This is a genomic window from Staphylococcus argensis, from assembly GCF_002902305.1.
Lineage (GTDB): Bacteria > Bacillota > Bacilli > Staphylococcales > Staphylococcaceae > Staphylococcus > Staphylococcus argensis.
The window spans coordinates 412,913-432,436 of the sequence record NZ_PPPX01000001.1 but is presented as its reverse complement, the minus strand read 5'-3'; the positions used below and the strand labels follow the sequence as shown (position 1 = coordinate 432,436).

Genomic DNA, 19,524 nt, shown 5'->3' with positions numbered 1-19,524 from the left:
TCTTTTATGCATTTCATATAAAATTAAACCTACACAACCACTGTCATTATCGAAACAGGTAGCGTTGTATAATTTATTTATGCAAGTTTTTGTATATTTATGGTTTTCAAAACGCATTTTATCTGCTATGATAAGAACTATCATATTCAGAAAATTAATAAACGAGGTGTTCGACATGAAAGATAAAATTGTATTAGCGTATTCAGGTGGTTTAGATACAAGCGTAGCAGTACATTGGTTAATCGAGAAAGGTTATGACGTAGTTGCATGTTGTTTAGACGTTGGGGAAGGTAAAGATCTCGACGTTGTACATCAAAAAGCATTAGACATGGGCGCTGTTGAATGTCATATCATCGATGCGACAGAAGAATTTACTGAGGACTATGTAAGTTATGCCATCAAAGGTAACTTACAATATGAAAATACGTACCCACTCGTATCTGCATTATCTCGTCCATTGATTTCTAAAAAACTTGTAGAAATTGCAGAAAAAACAAACGCGATCGGTATCGCACATGGTTGTACAGGTAAAGGTAACGACCAAGTACGTTTCGAAGTGGCAATCAAAGCACTTAACCCTAACTTGAAAGCGTTCGCGCCAGTAAGAGAATGGGGTTGGAGCCGTGAAGAAGAAATCGAGTATGCGAAGAAACATGATATTCCATTACCAATTGAACAAGATTCTCCATACTCTATCGACCAGAACTTATGGGGCAGAGCAAACGAATGCGGTATCCTTGAAGATCCATATGCAGCTCCACCAGAAGATGCATTCGACTTAACAAACGCGCCAGAAGATGCACCAGACGAAGCGGAAGAAATCGTAATTCACTTTGAAGAAGGCTTACCTGTATCACTTAACGACAAGAAGATGTCATTAACTGAAATGATTCTTCACTTAAACAAAGTTGCTGGTAAACATGGTGTAGGTAGAATCGACCATGTTGAGAACCGTCTCGTAGGTATTAAATCAAGAGAGGTTTACGAAACACCAGCAGCAGAAGTCATCCAAACTGCACACAGAGCGTTAGAAACAATTACGTTAACGAAAGACGTTGCGCATTTTAAACCAGTCATTGAGAAACAATTCTCTGAACAAATCTACAATGGCTTATGGTTCTCACCATTAAGTGACAGCTTGAAACTCTTCATCGACAGTACACAAACTTACGTGACTGGTGATGTACGTGTGAAACTTTACAAAGGTAATGTGACAGTAAATGGTCGTCAATCTCCTTACACTTTATATAATGAAAAATTAGCAACTTACACTAAAGACGATGCCTTTAACCAAGAAGCAGCAGTTGGCTTTATCGATATCTTCGGCTTACCAACACAAGTGAACTCAATGTTGCACGGAGGTTATAGCAATGAGTAAGAAAGCTTGGGGTGGCAGATTTAGTGAAACACCTGAGGAATGGGTGGATGCGTTTAACGCGTCCATCCATTTCGACCAAACTTTAATTGACTATGACGTTGAAGGCAGTATTGCACATGCCACGATGTTAGCCGAACAAGGCATCATCACAGAAGAAGATAGCCAAGCGATTATTGAAGGTCTCAAAGGCATTCAGAAAGATTATCATGATGGCAAGATGTCTTGGGATGTCAGTCTTGAAGACATCCATCTCAATATTGAACACGAGCTCATTCAACGTATAGGTGAAGCTGGCGGACGTCTGCATACCGGACGTAGCAGAAACGACCAAATTGCCACAGATATGCACTTATATACGAAGACAGAAGTCCAAGCCATCATGGAGATGGTACGTAAATTACAACACACTATCGTTAATATTGCCGATCAGCATGTAGAAACGATTATGCCAGGTTATACACATCTTCAACGTGCACAACCTATCTCATTCGCACATCACATCCTCACTTATTATTGGATGTTACAGCGTGACTATAGTCGTTTCGAAGATAGTTTAGCACGTATCGATATGTCTCCACTCGGTGCAGCGGCCTTGAGCGGTACAACTTACCCTATCGACCGTCACCGTACACAAGAACTGCTTGATTTCGGTTCATTGTATGAAAATAGTCTCGATGCTGTTAGTGACCGTGACTACATTGTAGAAACATTACACAACATTTCCTTGACGATGGTACACCTCTCACGTTTTGCTGAAGAAATCATCTTCTGGTCTAGTGAAGAAGCGAAATTCGTCACACTTTCTGATGCATTCTCTACAGGGTCATCGATTATGCCTCAGAAGAAGAATCCAGATATGGCAGAACTCATTAGAGGTAAAGTAGGTAGAACGACAGGTCATCTCATGAGCATGCTCGTGACTTTAAAAGGTCTCCCTCTCGCCTACAATAAAGATATGCAAGAAGATAAAGAAGGCTTATTTGATGCTGTGCGCACTATCAAAGGTAGTTTACGTATCTTTGAAGGCATGTTGAGCACAATGACAGTGAATGTCGAGCATTTACAAGATGAAGTCACTCACGACTTTTCAAACGCAACAGAACTTGCCGACTATCTCGTTTCTAAAGATGTGCCATTCCGTAAAGCGCATGAAATCGTGGGCCAAATCGTCCTATCATGTACGCAACAAGGTATCTATTTACTCGATGTACCGCTTGAAGAATATCAACAAGCACATCCTGCTATCGAAAGCGATATCTATGATTATTTAAGACCTGAAAGTTGTGTGAAACGTCGTACAAGCTACGGTTCTACTGGCCAAGAAGCTGTACGTCAACAACTCGAACATATCAAAGCGAATATGTAATCTATGTTATAGAAAGGGGGATGATGATGTCTGACATTCCAACTCACCTTAACTTACAAGGCCAATCGTTCTTGAAAGAAAGTGATTATACTCAAGAAGATTTAAATCGTTTAATCGACATGGCGATTGATTTGAAACAGCAGAAACAAGACGGTGAGCCGCACAATTATCTTCAGAATAAAAATATCGCCTTGATCTTTGAGAAGAGTTCAACGCGTACCCGTGCTGCCTTTACAGTAGCAGCCAATGATCTCGGCGCGAACGTAGAATATTTAAATAAGAACGACCTTCAATTGGGTCAGAAAGAATCAATTAGAGACACCGCGCTTGTACTCGGTCGTCTCTTCGACGGTATCGCCTATCGTGGGTTTGCGCATACCAATGTCGAAACACTTGCGAAGTATGGCGGTATCCCAGTTTGGAACGGCCTTACGAATGAATGGCACCCTACACAATCACTCGCTGATTTCATGACAATCAAAGAGCATTTCAATACGTTAGAAGACCTCACAGTAACGTACCTCGGTGACGGTCGTAACAACGTAGCACGCTCATTAATGATTGCCGCAGCAATATTGGGTGTAAATATTCGTATCTGCGCTCCTACAGCGCTTCAGCCGGACACTGAAACGATTGAGTTAGCGCGTCAATTTGCTGAACAACATGATTCTGAGGTCTCTATTATGACTGACCCGCACTCAGCTGTGAAACAGGCTGACGTCTTATACACTGACGTCTTGGTGTCTATGGGTGAGGAAGAACATTTCGAAGAACGTCTTGATATGTTGCAAGCTTATCAAGTGAACGATGAGTTACTTCAAGCTACGGGTAAAAATGACACGATCTTCTTACATTGTCTTCCCGCCTTTCACAATACAGAGACGACATATGGTCAAGAAATTGCGCAGAAATACGGAATTGAAGAAATGGAAGTTACAGATCAAGTCTTCTATAGCGACAGTTCAAAAGTCTTTGATCAAGCGGAGAATCGCTTGCATACGATCAAAGCAGTCATCTTGGCTACGATGGGATAAGCACGGTGGAGTGGCTTCGTGAGATGAACGTTCAATCTATGCTGTTCCAAAGAAAGCGCAGTAGTTGTCTGACTTCATAATGGCTTTCGCTTTTATGAAGCCTAGACACCCTTGCGGGGGAAGCACAACGAAATCATAGATTTCTGTGCATTATCTTATTATCGTAGAAAGAATAACTCAGATTCTATTTGTCCTATTTTTACAATTTCGCAGTAGCTGCCTGCACTTGTGATAGCTAGCGCTGTCTCAAGTACTAGACAGCCTTGCGGGGGTGAGACAACGAAATCGGAGATTTCTGTCTCACTCCCTCGAACACTTACGTTACAATATAAATTAATTTTTTCACCTGAATACGACAAAAGGTTCAACTTGAAAATCACTCTTCAAGTTGAACCTTTTTCATATATATTGAAAGTTATAGTCTAGAGTTAAAGCTTACGCCCAACCACGGTAACGTGCAGCTTCAGCAGTACGTTTAAGACCAACGATATAAGCTGCTAAACGCATATCAATCTTACGGTTTTGAGACAATTCATAGATAGTATCAAATGCAGTTGTTAATTTTTCACGCATTTTTTCATTAACTTCGTCTTCTGACCAGTAATAACCTTGGTTGTTCTGAACCCATTCGAAGTAAGATACTGTTACGCCACCTGCACTCGCTAACACGTCTGGTACGAGTAATACGTCACGTTCAGTTAAGATACGTGTTGCTTCAGGTGTTGTTGGACCATTGGCAGCTTCAACAACGATATCCGCTTTAATATCGTTCGCATTGTCCGCTGTGATTTGGTTTGCGATTGCTGCTGGAACTAAGATATCGCAATCAATTTCAAATAATTCTTTATTAGAAATAGTGTCGTCAAATAAGTTTGTTACTGTACCGAAGCTGTCTCTACGATCGAGTAGATAATCAATATCTAAGCCTTCTGGATCATGTAACGCACCGTAAGCATCTGAAATACCTACAATCTTAGCACCTAAGTCATATAAGAACTTAGCTAAGAAACTACCTGCGTTACCGAAACCTTGAATAACGACGCGAGAGTCTTTGATTTCTCTACCTCTACGTTTCGCCGCTTGTTCAATTGCGATGACTACGCCCAATGCAGTTGAACGGTCACGGCCTTGAGAACCGCCGAGTACAATTGGTTTACCTGTGATGAATCCTGGTGAATTAAATTTATCTAGTGAACTATATTCGTCCATCATCCATGCCATGATTTGAGAGTTTGTAAATACGTCTGGTGCTGGGATGTCTTTCGTAGGTCCTACGAATTGTGAAATCGCACGTACGTAACCACGAGATAGACGTTCAACCTCATGAATACTCATTTCACGTGGGTCACAGATGATACCGCCTTTACCACCGCCGTATGGTAAGTCAACAATTCCACATTTCAATGTCATCCACATTGAAAGTGCTTTAACTTCTTCTTCGTCAACGTCTGGGTGGAAACGTACCCCACCTTTAGTTGGACCAACAGCGTCATTATGCTGTGCACGATAACCAGTAAAAGTCTTTACAGAGCCATCGTCCATGCGTACAGGTATACGGACTTGTAAGAATCTTAAAGGTTCTTTAATTAAGTCATACATACCATCGTCAAAACCTAATTTATGCAATGCTTCTTTAATAATTTGTTGCGTAGAAGTCACTAAATTATTATTTTCAGTCATGATTCATTTCGCCTCTTTTTCGTAACAATGATTTCGCTTTCATGGTAATTGTAACATAAGTTATAGCTTTTTAAAGACTCAGACTGTAGACAAACGAATTAAGTTGTTCTACCTCTGAAATCGCACGTCAAAACTACAATTTCAGAGGCATTTTTATCACTTAATCTTTATCATTGCCACAGCCTGATGTTAGAAAATGATACTATTTTGAACTCAATAACTAGAATTCTCGTTCAGAAGTATTATTGTGCAAAGACTTTCTTCACTTTATCAATAGCGAAGTCTAATTCTTCTTTAGAAATGATAAGTGGTGGTGCGAAACGGATAACAGTGTCATGTGTTTCTTTACATAAAAGACCTTCTTCTTTTAAGCGTTCACAGTAAGGTCTTGCACTTTCATGTAATTCGATACCGATGAATAATCCGCGACCTCTCACTTCTTTAATCACTGGATTATCAATTTTTTCTAATTCAGCTTTGAAGTATTCACCTAACTCTCTTGAACGACCTGCTAAGTCTTCATCGATAAGCACGTCGATCGCAGCCATTGATACTGCACAAGCGAGTGGGTTACCGCCGAATGTTGAACCATGAGAGCCTGGAGTGAATACGCCTAATACTTCTTCATCAGCGAGCACGACTGAAATAGGAAGCACGCCGCCACCTAATGCTTTACCTAAGATGTAAACGTCTGGTTTCACGTCATCCCAGTCTGTAGCGAAGAGTTTACCTGAACGGCAAAGACCTGCTTGAATTTCGTCAGCAATGAATAATACATTGTGTTCATCACAGAGTTCTCTGATTTCTTTCAAGTAACCTTCTGGCGGTACGTTGATACCTGCTTCACCTTGTATAGGTTCGATAAGCACTGCTGCAGTATTTTCGTTGATAGCTTGTTTCACTTGTTCGATATCACCGAAGTCTACTTTACGGAAACCATCTAATAATGGACCGTAACCACGTTGATATTCTTTTTCAGAAGAAAGTGAAACTGGCGCCATTGTACGACCGTGGAAGTTACCATTGAACGCGATGATTTCAGCTTTGTCTGGTTCAATTTGTTTCTTCTCATAAGCCCAACGACGTGCTGCTTTCAATGCAGTTTCTACCGCTTCAGCACCAGTGTTCATTGGTAATGCTTTCTCTTTACCTGCTAATTTACAAATCTTTTCATACCAGTCACCTAAGTTATCACTGTGGAATGCACGTGATAGAGTGTTGCTTTCTCAGCTTGATCTTTCAACGCTTGAATGATCTTAGGGTGTCTATGACCTTGGTTTACAGCTGAATATGCAGATAACATATCCATGTATTTATTACCTTCAGGGTCTTTCACCCATACCCCTTCAGCTTCAGAAATGACGATTGGTAGTGGTACGTAGTTATGCGCACCATAATGATTTGTTTTTTCAATGATTTCTTCTGTTTTTGTCATGATATCTCCCCTTTGTATATATTTTTAGGAAATAAATCCTAATTGATTAGTTATCCTTAGCATAACTTATTTAGTGCATAACTGAAACTATTTTATAAAAATAAGTTTACTCTTATTTAACATTATATTGAGTCAATATCCGTTGATGCTTGGCGCGCGTGAGGTTCATGAATTTTGAAAAATCTAAAAAATATTATAAGTGTTCGGACACAGTACGGCCTTGCATGTGAAGAACGAGATAATCTGGGCCGCCTGCTTTCGAGTCAGTACCGGACATTTTAAAGCCACCAAACGGCTGATAACCTACAACCGCACCTGTACATCCTCTGTTAAAATATAGGTTACCTACTTTGAAATCGCGACGTGCTTGTTCAAGTTTCATGCGATTATTTGAAATCACTGCACCTGTTAAACCATATTCCGTCGCATTCGCAAATTCAATCGCTTGATCGAAGTCTTGTGCTTTCGCAAAGCCAACAAGTGGTCCAAAGATTTCTTCTTGCATCACGCGAGAATCGTGCGCGAGATCTGCAAAGACAGTCGGATGTACGAAGTTACCCACTGTTTCTTCAGTATGGCCTCCAATCACTAAACGGCCTTCTTCTTTACCAATTTCAATATAATCTTTAATCTTATCTAATGATTTCTGATCAATCACTGGACCCATAAAGTTATGATAATCGCTCGCATCTCCTACCGTTAATTGTTCAGTACGTGCCGCTACACGTTTAACTAACTCATCATAGATACCCTCTACTGCAATGACACGTGAACAAGCTGAACATTTCTGACCAGAGAAACCAAATGCCGAATGGATAATCGCATCGGTCGCAGTATCTAAGTTTGCCTCATCATCGACAACGATTGTGTCTTTACCACCCATTTCAGCGATGACGCGTTTCATATGATATTGACCGTCCTGAATCTGTGCAGCCCATTGCATAATATCTGTGCCGACACGTTTAGAGCCAGTAAATGAAATCAATTCTACATCTTTATGTTCAACTAGGAAATCACCGATGTCGGCAGATGAGCCTGGAATCCAGTTAACGACACCTTTCGGTAATCCTGCTTCTTCAAGTACTTCCATAAATTTATAGGAAACGACTGGTGTGTTGGACGACGGTTTGAGTAAGACTGTGTTACCTGTAACCACTGGTGCTACTGTAGTCCCTGCCATAATCGCTAACGCAAAGTTCCACGGTGAAATGACAACGCTCACGCCAATCGGTAGATAATCATATTGGTTGAATTCACCTGGACGACTTTCGACAGGCTTACCATCTTTCAAACGCAACATTTCACGTCCGTAGTATTCCATAAAGTCAATCGCTTCTGCAGTATCTGCATCCGCTTCTTTCCAAGGTTTACCGCCTTCTTTAGTGAGTAGTGCAGAGAATTCATGCTTACGGCGTCTAGTAATCGCGGCAGCTCTGAAGAGAATGTTCGCACGCGTTTACGGTGCAACATTACGCCAAGTTTCGAACGCTTCTTTCGCCGCTTCTACCGCTTGTTTCGCATGTTCTTGAGTGGCTTTCGATACATAGCCAATCGTCTCTTCGCGATTCGATGGATTGTAAGAACGCGTCGTGTCGTCAGTGAAGATACGTTCACCATTAATAATCAAAGGGTACGTTTGTCCAAGCTCTTGTTCTACCTTGGCTAAAGCTTGGTAATACGCTTCGATATTGTCTTTGTTGCTGAAATCTGTAAAAGGTTCGTGTTTGTATGGAATCATAGTTGAATCCCCCTCTGTTGTATTTTGAAAACCCTTACATATATAATGACATGATTCGTGTAAAACAACAAGATAATACTTATAGAGGGCTGAAATTCAATTTGAGCTGGGTTGTAGAGTTGTAAAATATTGGAAAAGTTCAGTTGGAGGCACTTAGCTATCGATATAAGTGACGATAATGCGTTTGTATTGTTTTATTCTTGGAAGAATAGCGCTGAATTTCTCAAATTCGGAAACTTGTCGTGAATGGCATTATTAACATGAGAGTATTTGAGAAATTTATGCATAACATTACCCCCGTAGCATTGAATTTGAAATACTGCGGGGGTATTTAGAACTTATTTTACCTGCAAACTACTTGCCGTCCGTACGAGGAAGTGGATAGAATCCATCATCAAACTGCTTCCATAATTTCGGAGGTAAGTTATGACGGTCTTCACGCTCAGGATCATATTGTGAAATTATCTCATCTGTCCGACCATCTTTAATCTTCTCAATAAATTGATAGTCTAAGAGAATTTCTCTACCTAACGCGATGAGCTCAACATTACCTGATTGGATGGCTTTCAACGCATCTTCTGCTGTGAAGATTGAACCGATACCGATGAGTGGCATCTTACCGTCTATCCATTTATGCAAGAGTTCAACACGCTGAATATCTTTGTACTTACCTTCACGTGTTGGAGATTCAATGTCCATTAATGATGCGTGAAGATAATCTAAAGGTTTCTCAACGAGCGCTTTCACTAGTTGTTCTGTGATTTCCATTGAAATTCCTGGAGATTCAGGTTCTTCAGGTGAGAAACGATAACCTACGATAAATTTCTCATCTGCATATTGTTGCACTGTTTGTGTTACTTCGTCGACAACACGCATTGGGAATAACAAACGATCTTCGCCCCATTTGTCATTTCGACGGTTATAATATGTTGAAACAAATTGATGAATGAGATAGTGGTTCGCACCATGAATTTCGACACCATCAAATCCTGCTTCAATCACACGACGCGTTGCTTCGCCAAAGTCTTTGATCGTCTGTTCGATTTCTTCTTCTGTAATTGGACGTGCATGATGTTCTTTCGGATCACCGAAACTTTTAAGATCCATCTCAGAAGGTGCTACAACATCACCATCTGGAGTGAGTTGTGGTAAAGCTTGTGCCCCACCATGATGGATTTGAACAATGGCTTTAGCACCATTCTCTTTCATTGCTTGAGCAAGGCGTTTTAAACCATCCATATTTGAGTCATGTGCTACTGATGGTTGCCCAGGGAAAGCTTTCCCTACATCATTGACATTACTTGCTGCGCTGATAGCTAGGCCAACATCTTTAGAGCGTTGACGCATGTAATCAATTTCGACATCAGAAATTGAACCATCATCATTAGAAGAAACATGCGTAAGTGGAGCGAGTACAAAGCGATTTCGTATTTCAGTTTGGTTTGGGAATGTTAATGATTCGAATAAAGGTTGAAACTTTTGATCCATTATGAGACCTCCATCTCGTTATTTATATTCATGTGCATACATTCTAACTGATACACCTATACCCGTTAACTGATTTGCTTAATCGATAGATATGTTCTTTATAGTAATGGAATAAGAACTTTCATTGAGTGAGGAAGTCAAATGCTTTATCAGTATTAATCTGAACATCATACAATCTATGTTTAGTACAATTGCACTTATTTTCTAAGCCAATTCAAAATTTTGAGCGTTTTTACCCTCTCAGTCTTTATTCAAAAGATAAAAGCACTACCACAATTTAAAAGTGATAGTGCCCTGCGCATTAAGCTATTCTTCTTTAATTGCTTTCTTGGACTGTTTAATCCAAACCGGCAAGCGTTCTTTAATTGTTTGAAACCCATATTTCTCGGTTTCTTTAATATCATCTAATACTGAACGTTTCTCCTTTTTACGCTCATAATTTTTAAAATATTTATTATCCTTTAACGACAAGTTGAGCTTACCCTCTTCGTCGATAGAAATAATCTTCGCTCTGACAACTTGTCCAGGTGATAAAAATTTCTTCAAGTTATGCACATAATCGTCCATCACTTCGGATATGTGAATTAAACCTTCAGTATTATCAGGGGTTTCAACAAATGCGCCATACGGTTGAATTCCAGTCACACGAACTTTAATATGTTGACCTGCTTTATAGTATGCGTTCAACGTAATAACCCCTTATTCGATTTAGTACCATTTTTATAATAGCACAAAACCATATCAAGAAACTAATATTAGACTAAAAATATTGTGATTTTTTTCAGAAATTTAAATACGTTTCCTTTTAATTCAAAATAATCGGGCAGCAGTCTCACTCTAAATTGAATTATGCTCAAATAAAAAGCGCAGAAACGCACAACCGCTTCTGCACTTTTACAACTATTTAATTATTACGTCAAACGCTCTACAACATAGCGCATTACGCTTCTTCTACATTAATATGTTCAATCACTACATCATAAAGCGGTTTATCTTGTGGGCCTACTTTCGTTTGTGCAATGTCTTCTAATGTTGATTCGCCTTCAACAATTTGGCCAAATACTGTGTGGCGTTGATCTAACCATGGTGTACCGCCATTGTCCGCGTAAGCTTTGACGATAGGTTGAGGCCAACCTCCATCAGCTAATTGACTCAACATAGATTCAGGTACTTCTTTCGCTTGAACGATAAAGAATTGTGAACCATTTGTATTTGGGCCAGCATTTGCCGTAGAAAGTGCACCATATAAGTTGAACGCTTTATCAGAGAACTCATCTTCAAATGGTCCCCCATAAATACTTTCGCCACCCATGCCTGATGCAGTCGGGTCGCCACCTTGTACCATAAAGTCTTCAATCACACGGTGGAAAGTAATCTCATCGTAGTAACCATTTTTCGCGTGTGTCACAAAGTTCTCCACTGTCTTAGGTGCAATATTTGGGAAAAGTTTAAAGGTCATATCGCCTTTATTTGTCTGCATAACAACTTTAATTTCGCCTTCATGAATTTCTTTATTTAATTGAGGATACTCAGTCATTTTAATTCTCCATTTCATGTTAAGATAATAACTGTATTTTATCATAAAATGAAAGGGAGTCGCATATGAAGTTATATCGCTTTGCACATAAAACGGGCGTGTACGGCGTCAGCGTAGTAGAAGAGAATGACAATCAAGTGCTCGTACAAGTCGAACAAGTCATCAAACATCCGAAACAAGGAGACTTGCATAATCCGAAAGAAACAGAAGGTGTGTTCTTCCATGAACGTAAAGCATTGAGTCACTTTGAAAAGCGCTATACTAGTCCTTCTCAACTCAAACCTTTCGACGAAGAACCACTATCATATGAAGCATCACTGCAACGTGCAATTACAGCTTTAGAAGACAAACTTAAGGCACGTGACACAGAGCACGCGCGCTTATCATTAGAGAAATTGGATAATTTGAAAGAAGATTATGCGATTCAATATAAGTGCGAATTTAAATAGCTTAGTGAGCAATTTGTGACGATATAATTCAATTAAGTAATGAATTGAAAGTTGATTTAGAGCCTGGTTTTTCTTAATTCAGGCATTATTGTATAATATATCTATAACACTTCATCGTCAGATTACCGTTGGCATTTATATTGCTTTACCATGAAGATTTCAAACTATTCATGAGTTTTAAACGCGTAATTTGAAATGACAGAGATATTGAAGGAGGGAATAGAATGAGTTGGTTACATATAGCAGTCTTACTACCTTTAATATTTGCTGTTATCATACCAATCATTTACCGGTTTCATAAACGACTCCATCTCGGTTGGTTCGTCTTACCGATACCGGTTGTCTTATTTATTTATTTCTTAACGTATATTTCGCGTACATCCTCAGGGGATAATGTCTTAGCGCATTTGAACTGGATGCCACGCTTCGGTATGAACTACGACTTGCATGTCGATGGGTTAGGACTGTTATTTAGTTTACTCATTACAGGAATCGGAAGTCTGGTTGTGCTTTACTCTATCGGCTATTTAGATAAAAGTGAACAACTCGGCAACTTCTATTGTTACTTGCTCTTGTTTATGGGAGCCATGCTCGGTGTAGTTCTCTCCGATAATGTGATTATTCTTTATCTATTCTGGGAGTTAACTTCATTCTCCAGTTTCTTACTGATCTCATTCTGGAGAACAAAGCAGAAATCGATTTATGGTGCTCAAAAATCACTCATCATTACCGTGTTAGGTGGACTCGCCCTACTTGGCGGACTCATCTTGATCTCACTAGCAGGTAATACGACAAGTATACATAGTTTAGTGGAAAAAGCAGATGATATTCAGCAAAGTCCATTCTTTATTCTAGCAATGGTACTCATTATTATTGGGGCAATAACGAAATCGGCGCAAGTGCCATTCTATATTTGGTTACCTGATGCTATGGAAGCACCTACACCTGTTAGTGCTTACTTGCACTCTGCAACGATGGTTAAAGCTGGGCTCTATCTTATTGCACGAATGACACCGATATTTGCAGTTTCTGAAGGTTGGATATGGACGGTATCTCTAATCGGATTAATCACGTTGTTCTGGGCATCTTTAAATGCAACGAAACAACGCGATTTGAAAGGTATTCTCGCCTTTTCAACCGTCTCTCAACTCGGTATGATCATGGCGATGCTCGGCATTGGCGCAGTAAGCTATCATTTTAACGGCTCAGATAGTACGTTGTATGTTGCAGCTTACACAGCAGCTGTCTTCCATCTCATTAACCATGCGACGTTCAAAGGTGCACTGTTTATGATTACGGGTGCCATCGATCACAGCACGGGTACACGAGACGTGAAGAAACTCGGTGGTCTCATGACAATCATGCCTATCTCGTTTACTTTAACGATTATCACAGCTTTAAGTATGGCAGGTATTCCACCGTTTAACGGATTCTTGTCTAAAGAAAGCTTTATCGAAAGCATGCTTCATGTGACCCAAGCGAATATCTTTAGCCTCAATACGTTAGGTATACTCTTACCTATCATTGCGATTGTGGGTAGTATCTTTACGTTCGTTTATGCTGTGCGTTTCATCGGACAAATCTTCTTAGGACAGCACAAGCCAGAGGCGTTGCCTAAGAAAGCGCATGAAGCGTCACCGTTGATGTTAATTTCACCTATTATCTTAGCTGTGCTCGTCATCGTCTTCGGTTTCGCACCCAACTTGTTGACGTCATCATTGATTGAACCCGCAGCGAACGCGATAACTCATTCAAGTGGTATTACAGCAGAATTCAAGTTCTTCCATGGCTTTACACCTGCATTCTTCTCAACGCTCGTGATTTATATCGTAGGTATTCTGCTCATCTTGACGTTTGCTTATTGGGTTAAAATACTACAAGCCCAACCTAAAGCATTGACGTTTAACCAATGGTACGACAGTTTAGGTAAATATATTCCGAGCTACTCAGCCAACTTTACGAACAGCTATGTCACAGGTTATACGCGTACGAACCTCTTATGGATCTTAGGTTCACTCATAGTTATTGCAGCAGTGACACTTTTCGTATCACCATTCACACTGAACTTCAAAGATGTGAGTGCTGTGCGACCGTATGAGCTCGTCATCGTGGTAATTATCTTAACCGCCTCTACGATGATTCTCTTTGCGCGTTCACGCTTGTTCAGTATCATCATGGCTAGTGCGGTAGGTTATTCAGTCGCGATATTCTTTATCTTCTTTAACGCGCCTGACTTAGCACTTACACAATTTGTAGTAGAAACGATTTCTACAGCATTGTTCTTGCTCTGTTTCTATTACCTACCAAACTTAAACCGTCACAATGAGTCACGGACGTTCAAGTCAACCAACGCCATTATCTCAATTCTGACGGGTGCAGTAGTGACTATCCTTGGCTTGATCGCTTATGGTAACCGTCACTTTAACTCTATCGGTGCTTTCTACAAAGCGCACGTTCACGATCTCGCTCATGGTAAAAATATCGTTAACGTCATCTTAGTCGACTTCCGTGGTACCGATACATTATTCGAATCATCTGTGCTCGGTATTGCAGGACTCGGCGTTTATACGATGATTAAGTTGAGAGCGAAACATCAACGCCAAACGAAAGGAGGTCATGAGAATGAATAAACAATCTCATAAATCTAACAAGAATATTATCTTTCAATATTCTGCCATTCTCATCTTCTTCCTTATCGTGATGTTTGGGATTTCTCTCTTCCTTGCTGGTCACTATACACCAGGAGGAGGTTTCGTTGGGGGTCTCATCCTTTCAAGTGCGCTCGTCATCATCGCAGTCGCTTTCGATGTGAAGACGATGCGCAAGATTTATCCTTGGGATTTCAAGATTCTCATCGGTATCGGCTTGTGTTTCTGTGCTGCCACACCTATGGCAAGTTGGTTGTTCAATAAGAACTTCTTCACGCACAAGCCTTTCGACATTCCATTAGGCATACTGAAACCCATGGGCCTACACACTGCGACATTCTTTGACCTCGGCGTTATGTTAGCAGTAGTTGGAACAGTCATGACGATTATCTTAACGATTGGGGAGAATGAGTGATGGAAATACTAATGATCTTTGTTTGTGGCATCCTTACTGCCATGAGCGTGTACTTGATTCTATCTAAGAGCATTATACGCATCATTATCGGTACAACGTTACAAACACATACCGCAAACTTATTCTTAATTACTATGGGTGGTTTGAAAAAGGGTGGCGTGCCGATTTACGAACACGGTGCAAAAGCATACGTGGATCCCATTCCCCAAGCGCTCATCTTAACAGCGATCGTTATTTCGTTCGCCGTGACTGCATTCTTCCTCGTTCTAGCTTTTCGTAGCTATAAAGAACTAGGAACAGACAATCTTGAATCGATGAAAGGAGTGTACGATGATGATCACGAGTAACTTACTCGTCAGTTTACTAATCATACCGATATTCACCGCACTCCTACTCATATTTATTGGCAAGCGACCAATAGTCAAACGCTACGTCGCTTTAATTGGGACGTTCATTACATTAATCTTTGCGATTATCAACTTTATCAATGTGTGGCGAAACGGTCCGATTAAGCTAGAGTTAGGTTCTTGGAAAGCACCCTACAGTATCGTATTTGTCCAAGACTTGTTCAGTGCCCTACTCGTCATTACAAGTTTAATCGTGACATTGCTTATCATTCTATATTCATACAAATCTGTAGGGATTGAACGCGAAACATATTATTACTATTTCTCAATTATGTTTATGATCACAGGTGTCATTGGGGCCTTTATCACAGGCGATATCTTTAACTTATTCGTCTTCTTTGAAGTGTTCCTCATTGCATCTTATATCCTACTCGTCATTGGAGGTACCAAAGTTCAACTCAGCGAGACGATTAAATATGTGTTAGTGAACGTGACTAGTTCAGCTTTCTTCGTCATCGCAGTCGGTATTCTTTACTCAGTAGTAGGAACGCTCAACCTTGCAGATATTAGTGAAAAGTTAAATCACTTATCTGCACAACAAAGCGGATTATTAAATATCGTCTACATCATGTTTATCTTCGTCTTTGCAACGAAAGCCGGCGCCTTCCCGATGTATGTTTGGTTACCTGGCGCTTATTATGCACCACCTGTCGCAATTATCGCGTTCTTCGGTGCGTTGTTAACGAAAGTAGGTGTCTACGCCATCGCTCGAACAAGTAGTTTATTCTTTAACGACACGTCGAGCTTTGCGTACTACCTCATTCTCTTCTTAGCACTATTGACGATTATCTTCGGTTGTGTCGGTGCAGTGAGCTTTTACGATACGAAGAAGATTATTCTATACAACATCATGATTGCAGTCGGCGTCATTCTCGTCGGTGTAGCGATGATGAACCAATCTGGTATGATGGGAGCCATTTATTATACGATTCACGACATGCTAGTAAAAGCTTCTCTCTTCTTCTTGATTGGTATTATGGCTAAGATTACGAAGACACATGATTTGAAAAGATATGGCGGATTGATCAAGCACTACCCTGTTCTAGGGTGGACATTCTTTATCGCCGCGTTGAGTCTTGCTGGTATTCCACCGTTAAGTGGTTTCTACGGTAAGTATTACATCGTTCAAGCCACTTTCGAGAAAGGCTTCTACGTGAGCGGTATCGTCGTGCTACTTTCAAGTCTCGTCGTACTTTATTCAGTGATTCGCATTTTCTTATCAGGGTTCTTTGGTGAATCACACGGTTACGAGTACAATCCGAAATTAAGTTATAGAGGCTTATTAACTGTGGCCATTGTTGCTGTCGTTTGTACAGTCGTGTTTGCATTATCGGCTGATGCGCTCTATCCAGTGGTCAAAGAAGCGGCCTCATCATTCTATGATCCAAGTGTCTATATCGATAGTGTATTGGGGGATAAGTAATTATGGCAGTACAAGTGGTTATTAATTTATTACTCTCGTTGTTCTGGTTGTTAGTCACAGGTAGTTACACAGTCAATAACTTCCTCCTAGGATTTATACTCGGTTTGTTACTCGTCTATCTATTGCGTAGTGTCTTACCTGGTCGATTCTATATCATCACATTGTATAAAGTGATCAAGCTCATATGTGTCTTCCTCATTGAGCTCATCAAAGCCAACATCGATGTGATACGCATCGTGTTGCAACCATCATTGAAAAATGAACCTGCATTTTTCACATATAACACAGATTTAAAAACAGACTGGCAAGTGGTGCTATTATCTAATCTCATCACATTAACTCCAGGTACGATTGTCGTAGGTTTAAGTGATGATCGCACGAAAATATATATTCACGCGATTGATTTTGGTGAGAAAGAAGAGGAAATCGAGGGAATCAAATCCTCACTTGAGAAAGTCGTTAGAGAGGTGGGTGAACGATGAGTTACAAAGTTATTATTATTATCGCATTAGTTATCGTCGTCTTATCCATGCTCGCGATGCTTATTCGCGTCATCTTGGGTCCCTCCCTCGCTGATCGCGTCGTTGCAATAGACGCAGTAGGCTTACAACTCATGGCCGTCGTCGCATTGTTTAGTATGTTGATCGGCGTTCAATACATGGTCGTCGTCATCCTACTCATAGGTATACTTGCGTTCTTAGGTACGGCTGTCTTTGCGAAATATATGGATAAAGGTAAGGTGATTGAGCATGATCAAGACGATACTCATTAGTATTGCATTAATCTTAGTCGTCCTCGGCGCGATCATTAGCGCCCTAGCCGCTTTAGGTATCGTGCGACTCGACGATGTCTATTCTCGCGCGCATGCTGCTGGTAAAGCGGCTACATTAGGTGCCATGCTCATGCTTACCGGTGTGTTTATCTTCTTTATTGGTAAAGAAGGGTCTGTAAACATGCAGTTGATTATCGGTATTCTATTTATCTTGATAACCGGCCCTTTATCAAGTCACTTGATTATTCAATCCGCTTACAAATTGAAGACACCTTACACTGATCGTACGAAACGTGACGAGATACGCAAAGGTATCGAAGGTCACGAAGATGAGTAATTTAAAGCTCGTAGATGGAATGATTCCGTCTGCGAGCTTTTTGTATTGCGATGGATTGTAGGTCTTACCTCTGTCTCCTTATCCCCATTTGAATTGCGCAAAGTCTCACTTCGCGTTGACGTCCAGATATGCTATTTCCCTTTCCAATTTGTCCTTTTAAAAAATGTGTGGTATATTTTACAAATCAAAATGATTACTATTTAAGAATAGGAGGTTCTTCACTATGAAACAATGGACGATTATTGGCGGAGGAATACAAGCGGTAACCATTGCGATTCAATTACGTGAATTAGGCCTAAGTGCTAGAGATTTAAGGTTGATTGATCCTCATGAGAATTTATGTGCGCAATTTCGTAAATTCACTGAACGTTTAGAAATGCCTTTCCTGCGCTCTCCATGTGTCCACCACGTTCACCCTGACCCTTTCCACCTCAATCGCTATGCGAAAGAACATCAGTATACCGAATCACATTATGGACGTTATCAACGACCTCAGCGTGCGATGTTCTTAGATCATACACATGACCTAATCCATGACTATGCGTTGAATGACAGTCATGTTAAAGGAAGTGTGAAAGATGTCACTCCTACGAAGAACGGTTGGCAACTCACATTGGCAGACTACCGTGTACTTGAAAGCCACTTCGTCATCATCGCAAGTGGAAGTACTAATCGGCCTTATATTCCAAAAGATTACCTCAACCAACCTGATGTTGATCATGTATTCGACATCGAGGACATCGATGCTGAGTCTACGTCGCATATCATCGGGAGTGGTGTGAGTGCAGCACATCTTACTCTGCGTTTGTTAAACGAAGTATCACATTCACCTATCCATCTCTGGCTCAACAAACCGATCTCTGTGAATGATTTCGATGCGGACCCTGGTTGGCTCGGCCCTAAATATATGTCGCAATTCAAGACACTATCACTGAACAAACGTCATCTCGTAAACCAACGCGAACGTCATCGTGGGTCAATACCACGAGACTTATTTTTAAAGTTGAAGAAAGCCGAGAGTAAAGGACATTTACATATTCATATCAATGAGCACTTGAGATTAGAAGATCATCATATTGTCACGCAACAAGGAAGGCTACCGTATGACCACATCCTCCTAGCTACAGGGTTCGAGAAAGCAGTTCTCAATGCCCCTTTCCTACAACGTCTGATATTAGAACACTGTGCTCCTGTTGCCCACTGTGGTTTGCCCCATATTTCAAATGAGCTTGAATGGTTACCTGGCCTTTTTGTCAGTGGTGCTTTGGCGGATTTAGAGTTAGGTCCTTTCGCGCGCAATATTATGGGTGGACGCGAGGCTGCACAGCGTATAGGACAAGCGTTTAAACGCTATGTCGCTTTATCGTCGTAGCATTTATTTTGTAAAAGGATGAGTAAAGCGGATGTGGTTTTCTAA

Annotated in this window: 16 protein-coding genes and 2 pseudogenes; 12 read left to right on the top strand and 6 right to left on the bottom strand. The window is 40.6% G+C overall.

Annotation, left to right across the window (positions count from 1 at the left end; translation table 11 throughout):
- Positions 1-175 precede the first annotated feature (175 nt).
- From CD039_RS02260 to argF, 3 genes are read left to right on the top strand one after another with little or no spacing between them, the layout of a single operon-like run.
- Positions 176-1,378, top strand: coding sequence for an argininosuccinate synthase (locus tag CD039_RS02260; protein ID WP_103370949.1), 1,203 nt, complete (start codon positions 176-178; stop codon positions 1,376-1,378).
- A complete protein-coding gene (gene argH / locus CD039_RS02255) occupies positions 1,371-2,744 on the top strand; it encodes an argininosuccinate lyase (protein WP_103370948.1) in 1,374 nt (457 codons plus the stop codon). The genes CD039_RS02260 and argH overlap by 8 nt, the downstream gene beginning before the upstream one ends.
- Before the next feature lie 26 nt (positions 2,745-2,770).
- On the top strand, positions 2,771-3,778 hold the full coding sequence (gene argF / locus CD039_RS02250) for an ornithine carbamoyltransferase (protein WP_103370947.1): 1,008 nt from the start codon (positions 2,771-2,773) through the stop codon (positions 3,776-3,778).
- Positions 3,779-4,213: 435 nt separating this feature from the next.
- On the opposite strand, the gene CD039_RS02245 is transcribed toward argF, so the two are convergent.
- The 6 genes and pseudogenes from CD039_RS02245 to CD039_RS02220 all read right to left on the bottom strand — a co-directional run bounded on the left by CD039_RS02245 (position 4,214) and on the right by CD039_RS02220 (position 11,656).
- Entirely contained in the window at positions 4,214-5,458 is a 1,245-nt protein-coding gene (locus CD039_RS02245) for a Glu/Leu/Phe/Val family dehydrogenase (RefSeq protein WP_002472277.1), read from the bottom strand.
- A 242-nt stretch (positions 5,459-5,700) separates the two neighbouring features.
- Positions 5,701-6,893 (bottom strand): annotated as a pseudogene (locus tag CD039_RS02240) (ornithine--oxo-acid transaminase).
- Positions 6,894-7,086: 193 nt separating this feature from the next.
- Positions 7,087-8,631: pseudogene (pruA, locus tag CD039_RS02235) on the bottom strand (L-glutamate gamma-semialdehyde dehydrogenase).
- A 354-nt stretch (positions 8,632-8,985) separates the two neighbouring features.
- A complete protein-coding gene (locus CD039_RS02230; protein ID WP_103370946.1) occupies positions 8,986-10,119 on the bottom strand; it encodes an NADH-dependent flavin oxidoreductase in 1,134 nt (377 codons plus the stop codon).
- A 306-nt stretch (positions 10,120-10,425) separates the two neighbouring features.
- On the bottom strand, positions 10,426-10,806 hold the full coding sequence (gene ygs / locus CD039_RS02225) for a S1 domain-containing post-transcriptional regulator Ygs (RefSeq protein ID WP_002472261.1): 381 nt from the start codon (positions 10,804-10,806) through the stop codon (positions 10,426-10,428).
- A gap of 253 nt (positions 10,807-11,059) precedes the next feature.
- On the bottom strand, positions 11,060-11,656 hold the full coding sequence (locus CD039_RS02220) for a peptidylprolyl isomerase (protein ID WP_103370945.1): 597 nt from the start codon (positions 11,654-11,656) through the stop codon (positions 11,060-11,062).
- A gap of 65 nt (positions 11,657-11,721) precedes the next feature.
- Between CD039_RS02220 and CD039_RS02215 the strand changes: the two genes are divergently transcribed.
- The 9 genes from CD039_RS02215 to CD039_RS02175 all read left to right on the top strand — a co-directional run bounded on the left by CD039_RS02215 (position 11,722) and on the right by CD039_RS02175 (position 19,479).
- Entirely contained in the window at positions 11,722-12,105 is a 384-nt protein-coding gene (locus CD039_RS02215) for a kinase-associated lipoprotein B (protein ID WP_103370944.1), read from the top strand.
- 224 nt (positions 12,106-12,329) lie between these two features.
- Positions 12,330-14,735 (top strand): Na+/H+ antiporter subunit A, encoded by a 2,406-nt coding sequence (locus CD039_RS02210; RefSeq protein WP_103370943.1) that lies wholly within the window; start codon positions 12,330-12,332, stop codon positions 14,733-14,735.
- On the top strand, positions 14,728-15,168 hold the full coding sequence (locus CD039_RS02205) for a Na(+)/H(+) antiporter subunit B (protein WP_103370942.1): 441 nt from the start codon (positions 14,728-14,730) through the stop codon (positions 15,166-15,168). The genes CD039_RS02210 and CD039_RS02205 overlap by 8 nt, the downstream gene beginning before the upstream one ends.
- On the top strand, positions 15,168-15,515 hold the full coding sequence (gene mnhC1 / locus CD039_RS02200; RefSeq protein WP_002472192.1) for a Na+/H+ antiporter Mnh1 subunit C: 348 nt from the start codon (positions 15,168-15,170) through the stop codon (positions 15,513-15,515). The genes CD039_RS02205 and mnhC1 overlap by 1 nt, the downstream gene beginning before the upstream one ends.
- Positions 15,502-16,998 carry a Na+/H+ antiporter subunit D gene (locus tag CD039_RS02195; protein WP_103370941.1) on the top strand — a complete coding sequence of 499 codons (1,497 nt, stop codon included), beginning with the start codon at positions 15,502-15,504 and terminating at the stop codon, positions 16,996-16,998. The genes mnhC1 and CD039_RS02195 overlap by 14 nt, the downstream gene beginning before the upstream one ends.
- 2 nt (positions 16,999-17,000) lie before the next feature.
- Positions 17,001-17,480, top strand: coding sequence for a Na+/H+ antiporter subunit E (locus CD039_RS02190; protein WP_103370940.1), 480 nt, complete (start codon positions 17,001-17,003; stop codon positions 17,478-17,480).
- On the top strand, positions 17,477-17,770 hold the full coding sequence (gene mnhF1 / locus CD039_RS02185) for a Na+/H+ antiporter Mnh1 subunit F (protein ID WP_002472263.1): 294 nt from the start codon (positions 17,477-17,479) through the stop codon (positions 17,768-17,770). The genes CD039_RS02190 and mnhF1 overlap by 4 nt, the downstream gene beginning before the upstream one ends.
- On the top strand, positions 17,748-18,107 hold the full coding sequence (locus CD039_RS02180; RefSeq protein WP_103370939.1) for a Na+/H+ antiporter subunit G1: 360 nt from the start codon (positions 17,748-17,750) through the stop codon (positions 18,105-18,107). Before mnhF1 ends, CD039_RS02180 begins: the two co-directional genes overlap by 23 nt.
- Positions 18,108-18,330: 223 nt before the next feature.
- Positions 18,331-19,479 (top strand): FAD/NAD(P)-binding protein, encoded by a 1,149-nt coding sequence (locus CD039_RS02175; protein ID WP_103370938.1) that lies wholly within the window; start codon positions 18,331-18,333, stop codon positions 19,477-19,479.
- Positions 19,480-19,524 lie beyond the last annotated feature (45 nt).

Coding starts and splice junctions, on each gene's coding strand:
- CD039_RS02260 (WP_103370949.1), top strand. CDS start 176: ATGAAAGATAAAATTGTATTAGCGTATTCAGGTGGTTTAGATACAAGC.
- CD039_RS02180 (WP_103370939.1), top strand. CDS start 17,748: ATGATCAAGACGATACTCATTAGTATTGCATTAATCTTAGTCGTCCTC.
- CD039_RS02230 (WP_103370946.1), bottom strand. CDS start 10,119: ATGGATCAAAAGTTTCAACCTTTATTCGAATCATTAACATTCCCAAAC.
- mnhC1 (WP_002472192.1), top strand. CDS start 15,168: ATGGAAATACTAATGATCTTTGTTTGTGGCATCCTTACTGCCATGAGC.
- CD039_RS02245 (WP_002472277.1), bottom strand. CDS start 5,458: ATGACTGAAAATAATAATTTAGTGACTTCTACGCAACAAATTATTAAA.
- argH (WP_103370948.1), top strand. CDS start 1,371: ATGAGTAAGAAAGCTTGGGGTGGCAGATTTAGTGAAACACCTGAGGAA.
- CD039_RS02195 (WP_103370941.1), top strand. CDS start 15,502: ATGATCACGAGTAACTTACTCGTCAGTTTACTAATCATACCGATATTC.
- CD039_RS02175 (WP_103370938.1), top strand. CDS start 18,331: ATGAAACAATGGACGATTATTGGCGGAGGAATACAAGCGGTAACCATT.
- CD039_RS02190 (WP_103370940.1), top strand. CDS start 17,001: ATGGCAGTACAAGTGGTTATTAATTTATTACTCTCGTTGTTCTGGTTG.
- CD039_RS02210 (WP_103370943.1), top strand. CDS start 12,330: ATGAGTTGGTTACATATAGCAGTCTTACTACCTTTAATATTTGCTGTT.
- CD039_RS02215 (WP_103370944.1), top strand. CDS start 11,722: ATGAAGTTATATCGCTTTGCACATAAAACGGGCGTGTACGGCGTCAGC.
- CD039_RS02220 (WP_103370945.1), bottom strand. CDS start 11,656: ATGACTGAGTATCCTCAATTAAATAAAGAAATTCATGAAGGCGAAATT.
- argF (WP_103370947.1), top strand. CDS start 2,771: ATGTCTGACATTCCAACTCACCTTAACTTACAAGGCCAATCGTTCTTG.
- mnhF1 (WP_002472263.1), top strand. CDS start 17,477: ATGAGTTACAAAGTTATTATTATTATCGCATTAGTTATCGTCGTCTTA.
- CD039_RS02205 (WP_103370942.1), top strand. CDS start 14,728: ATGAATAAACAATCTCATAAATCTAACAAGAATATTATCTTTCAATAT.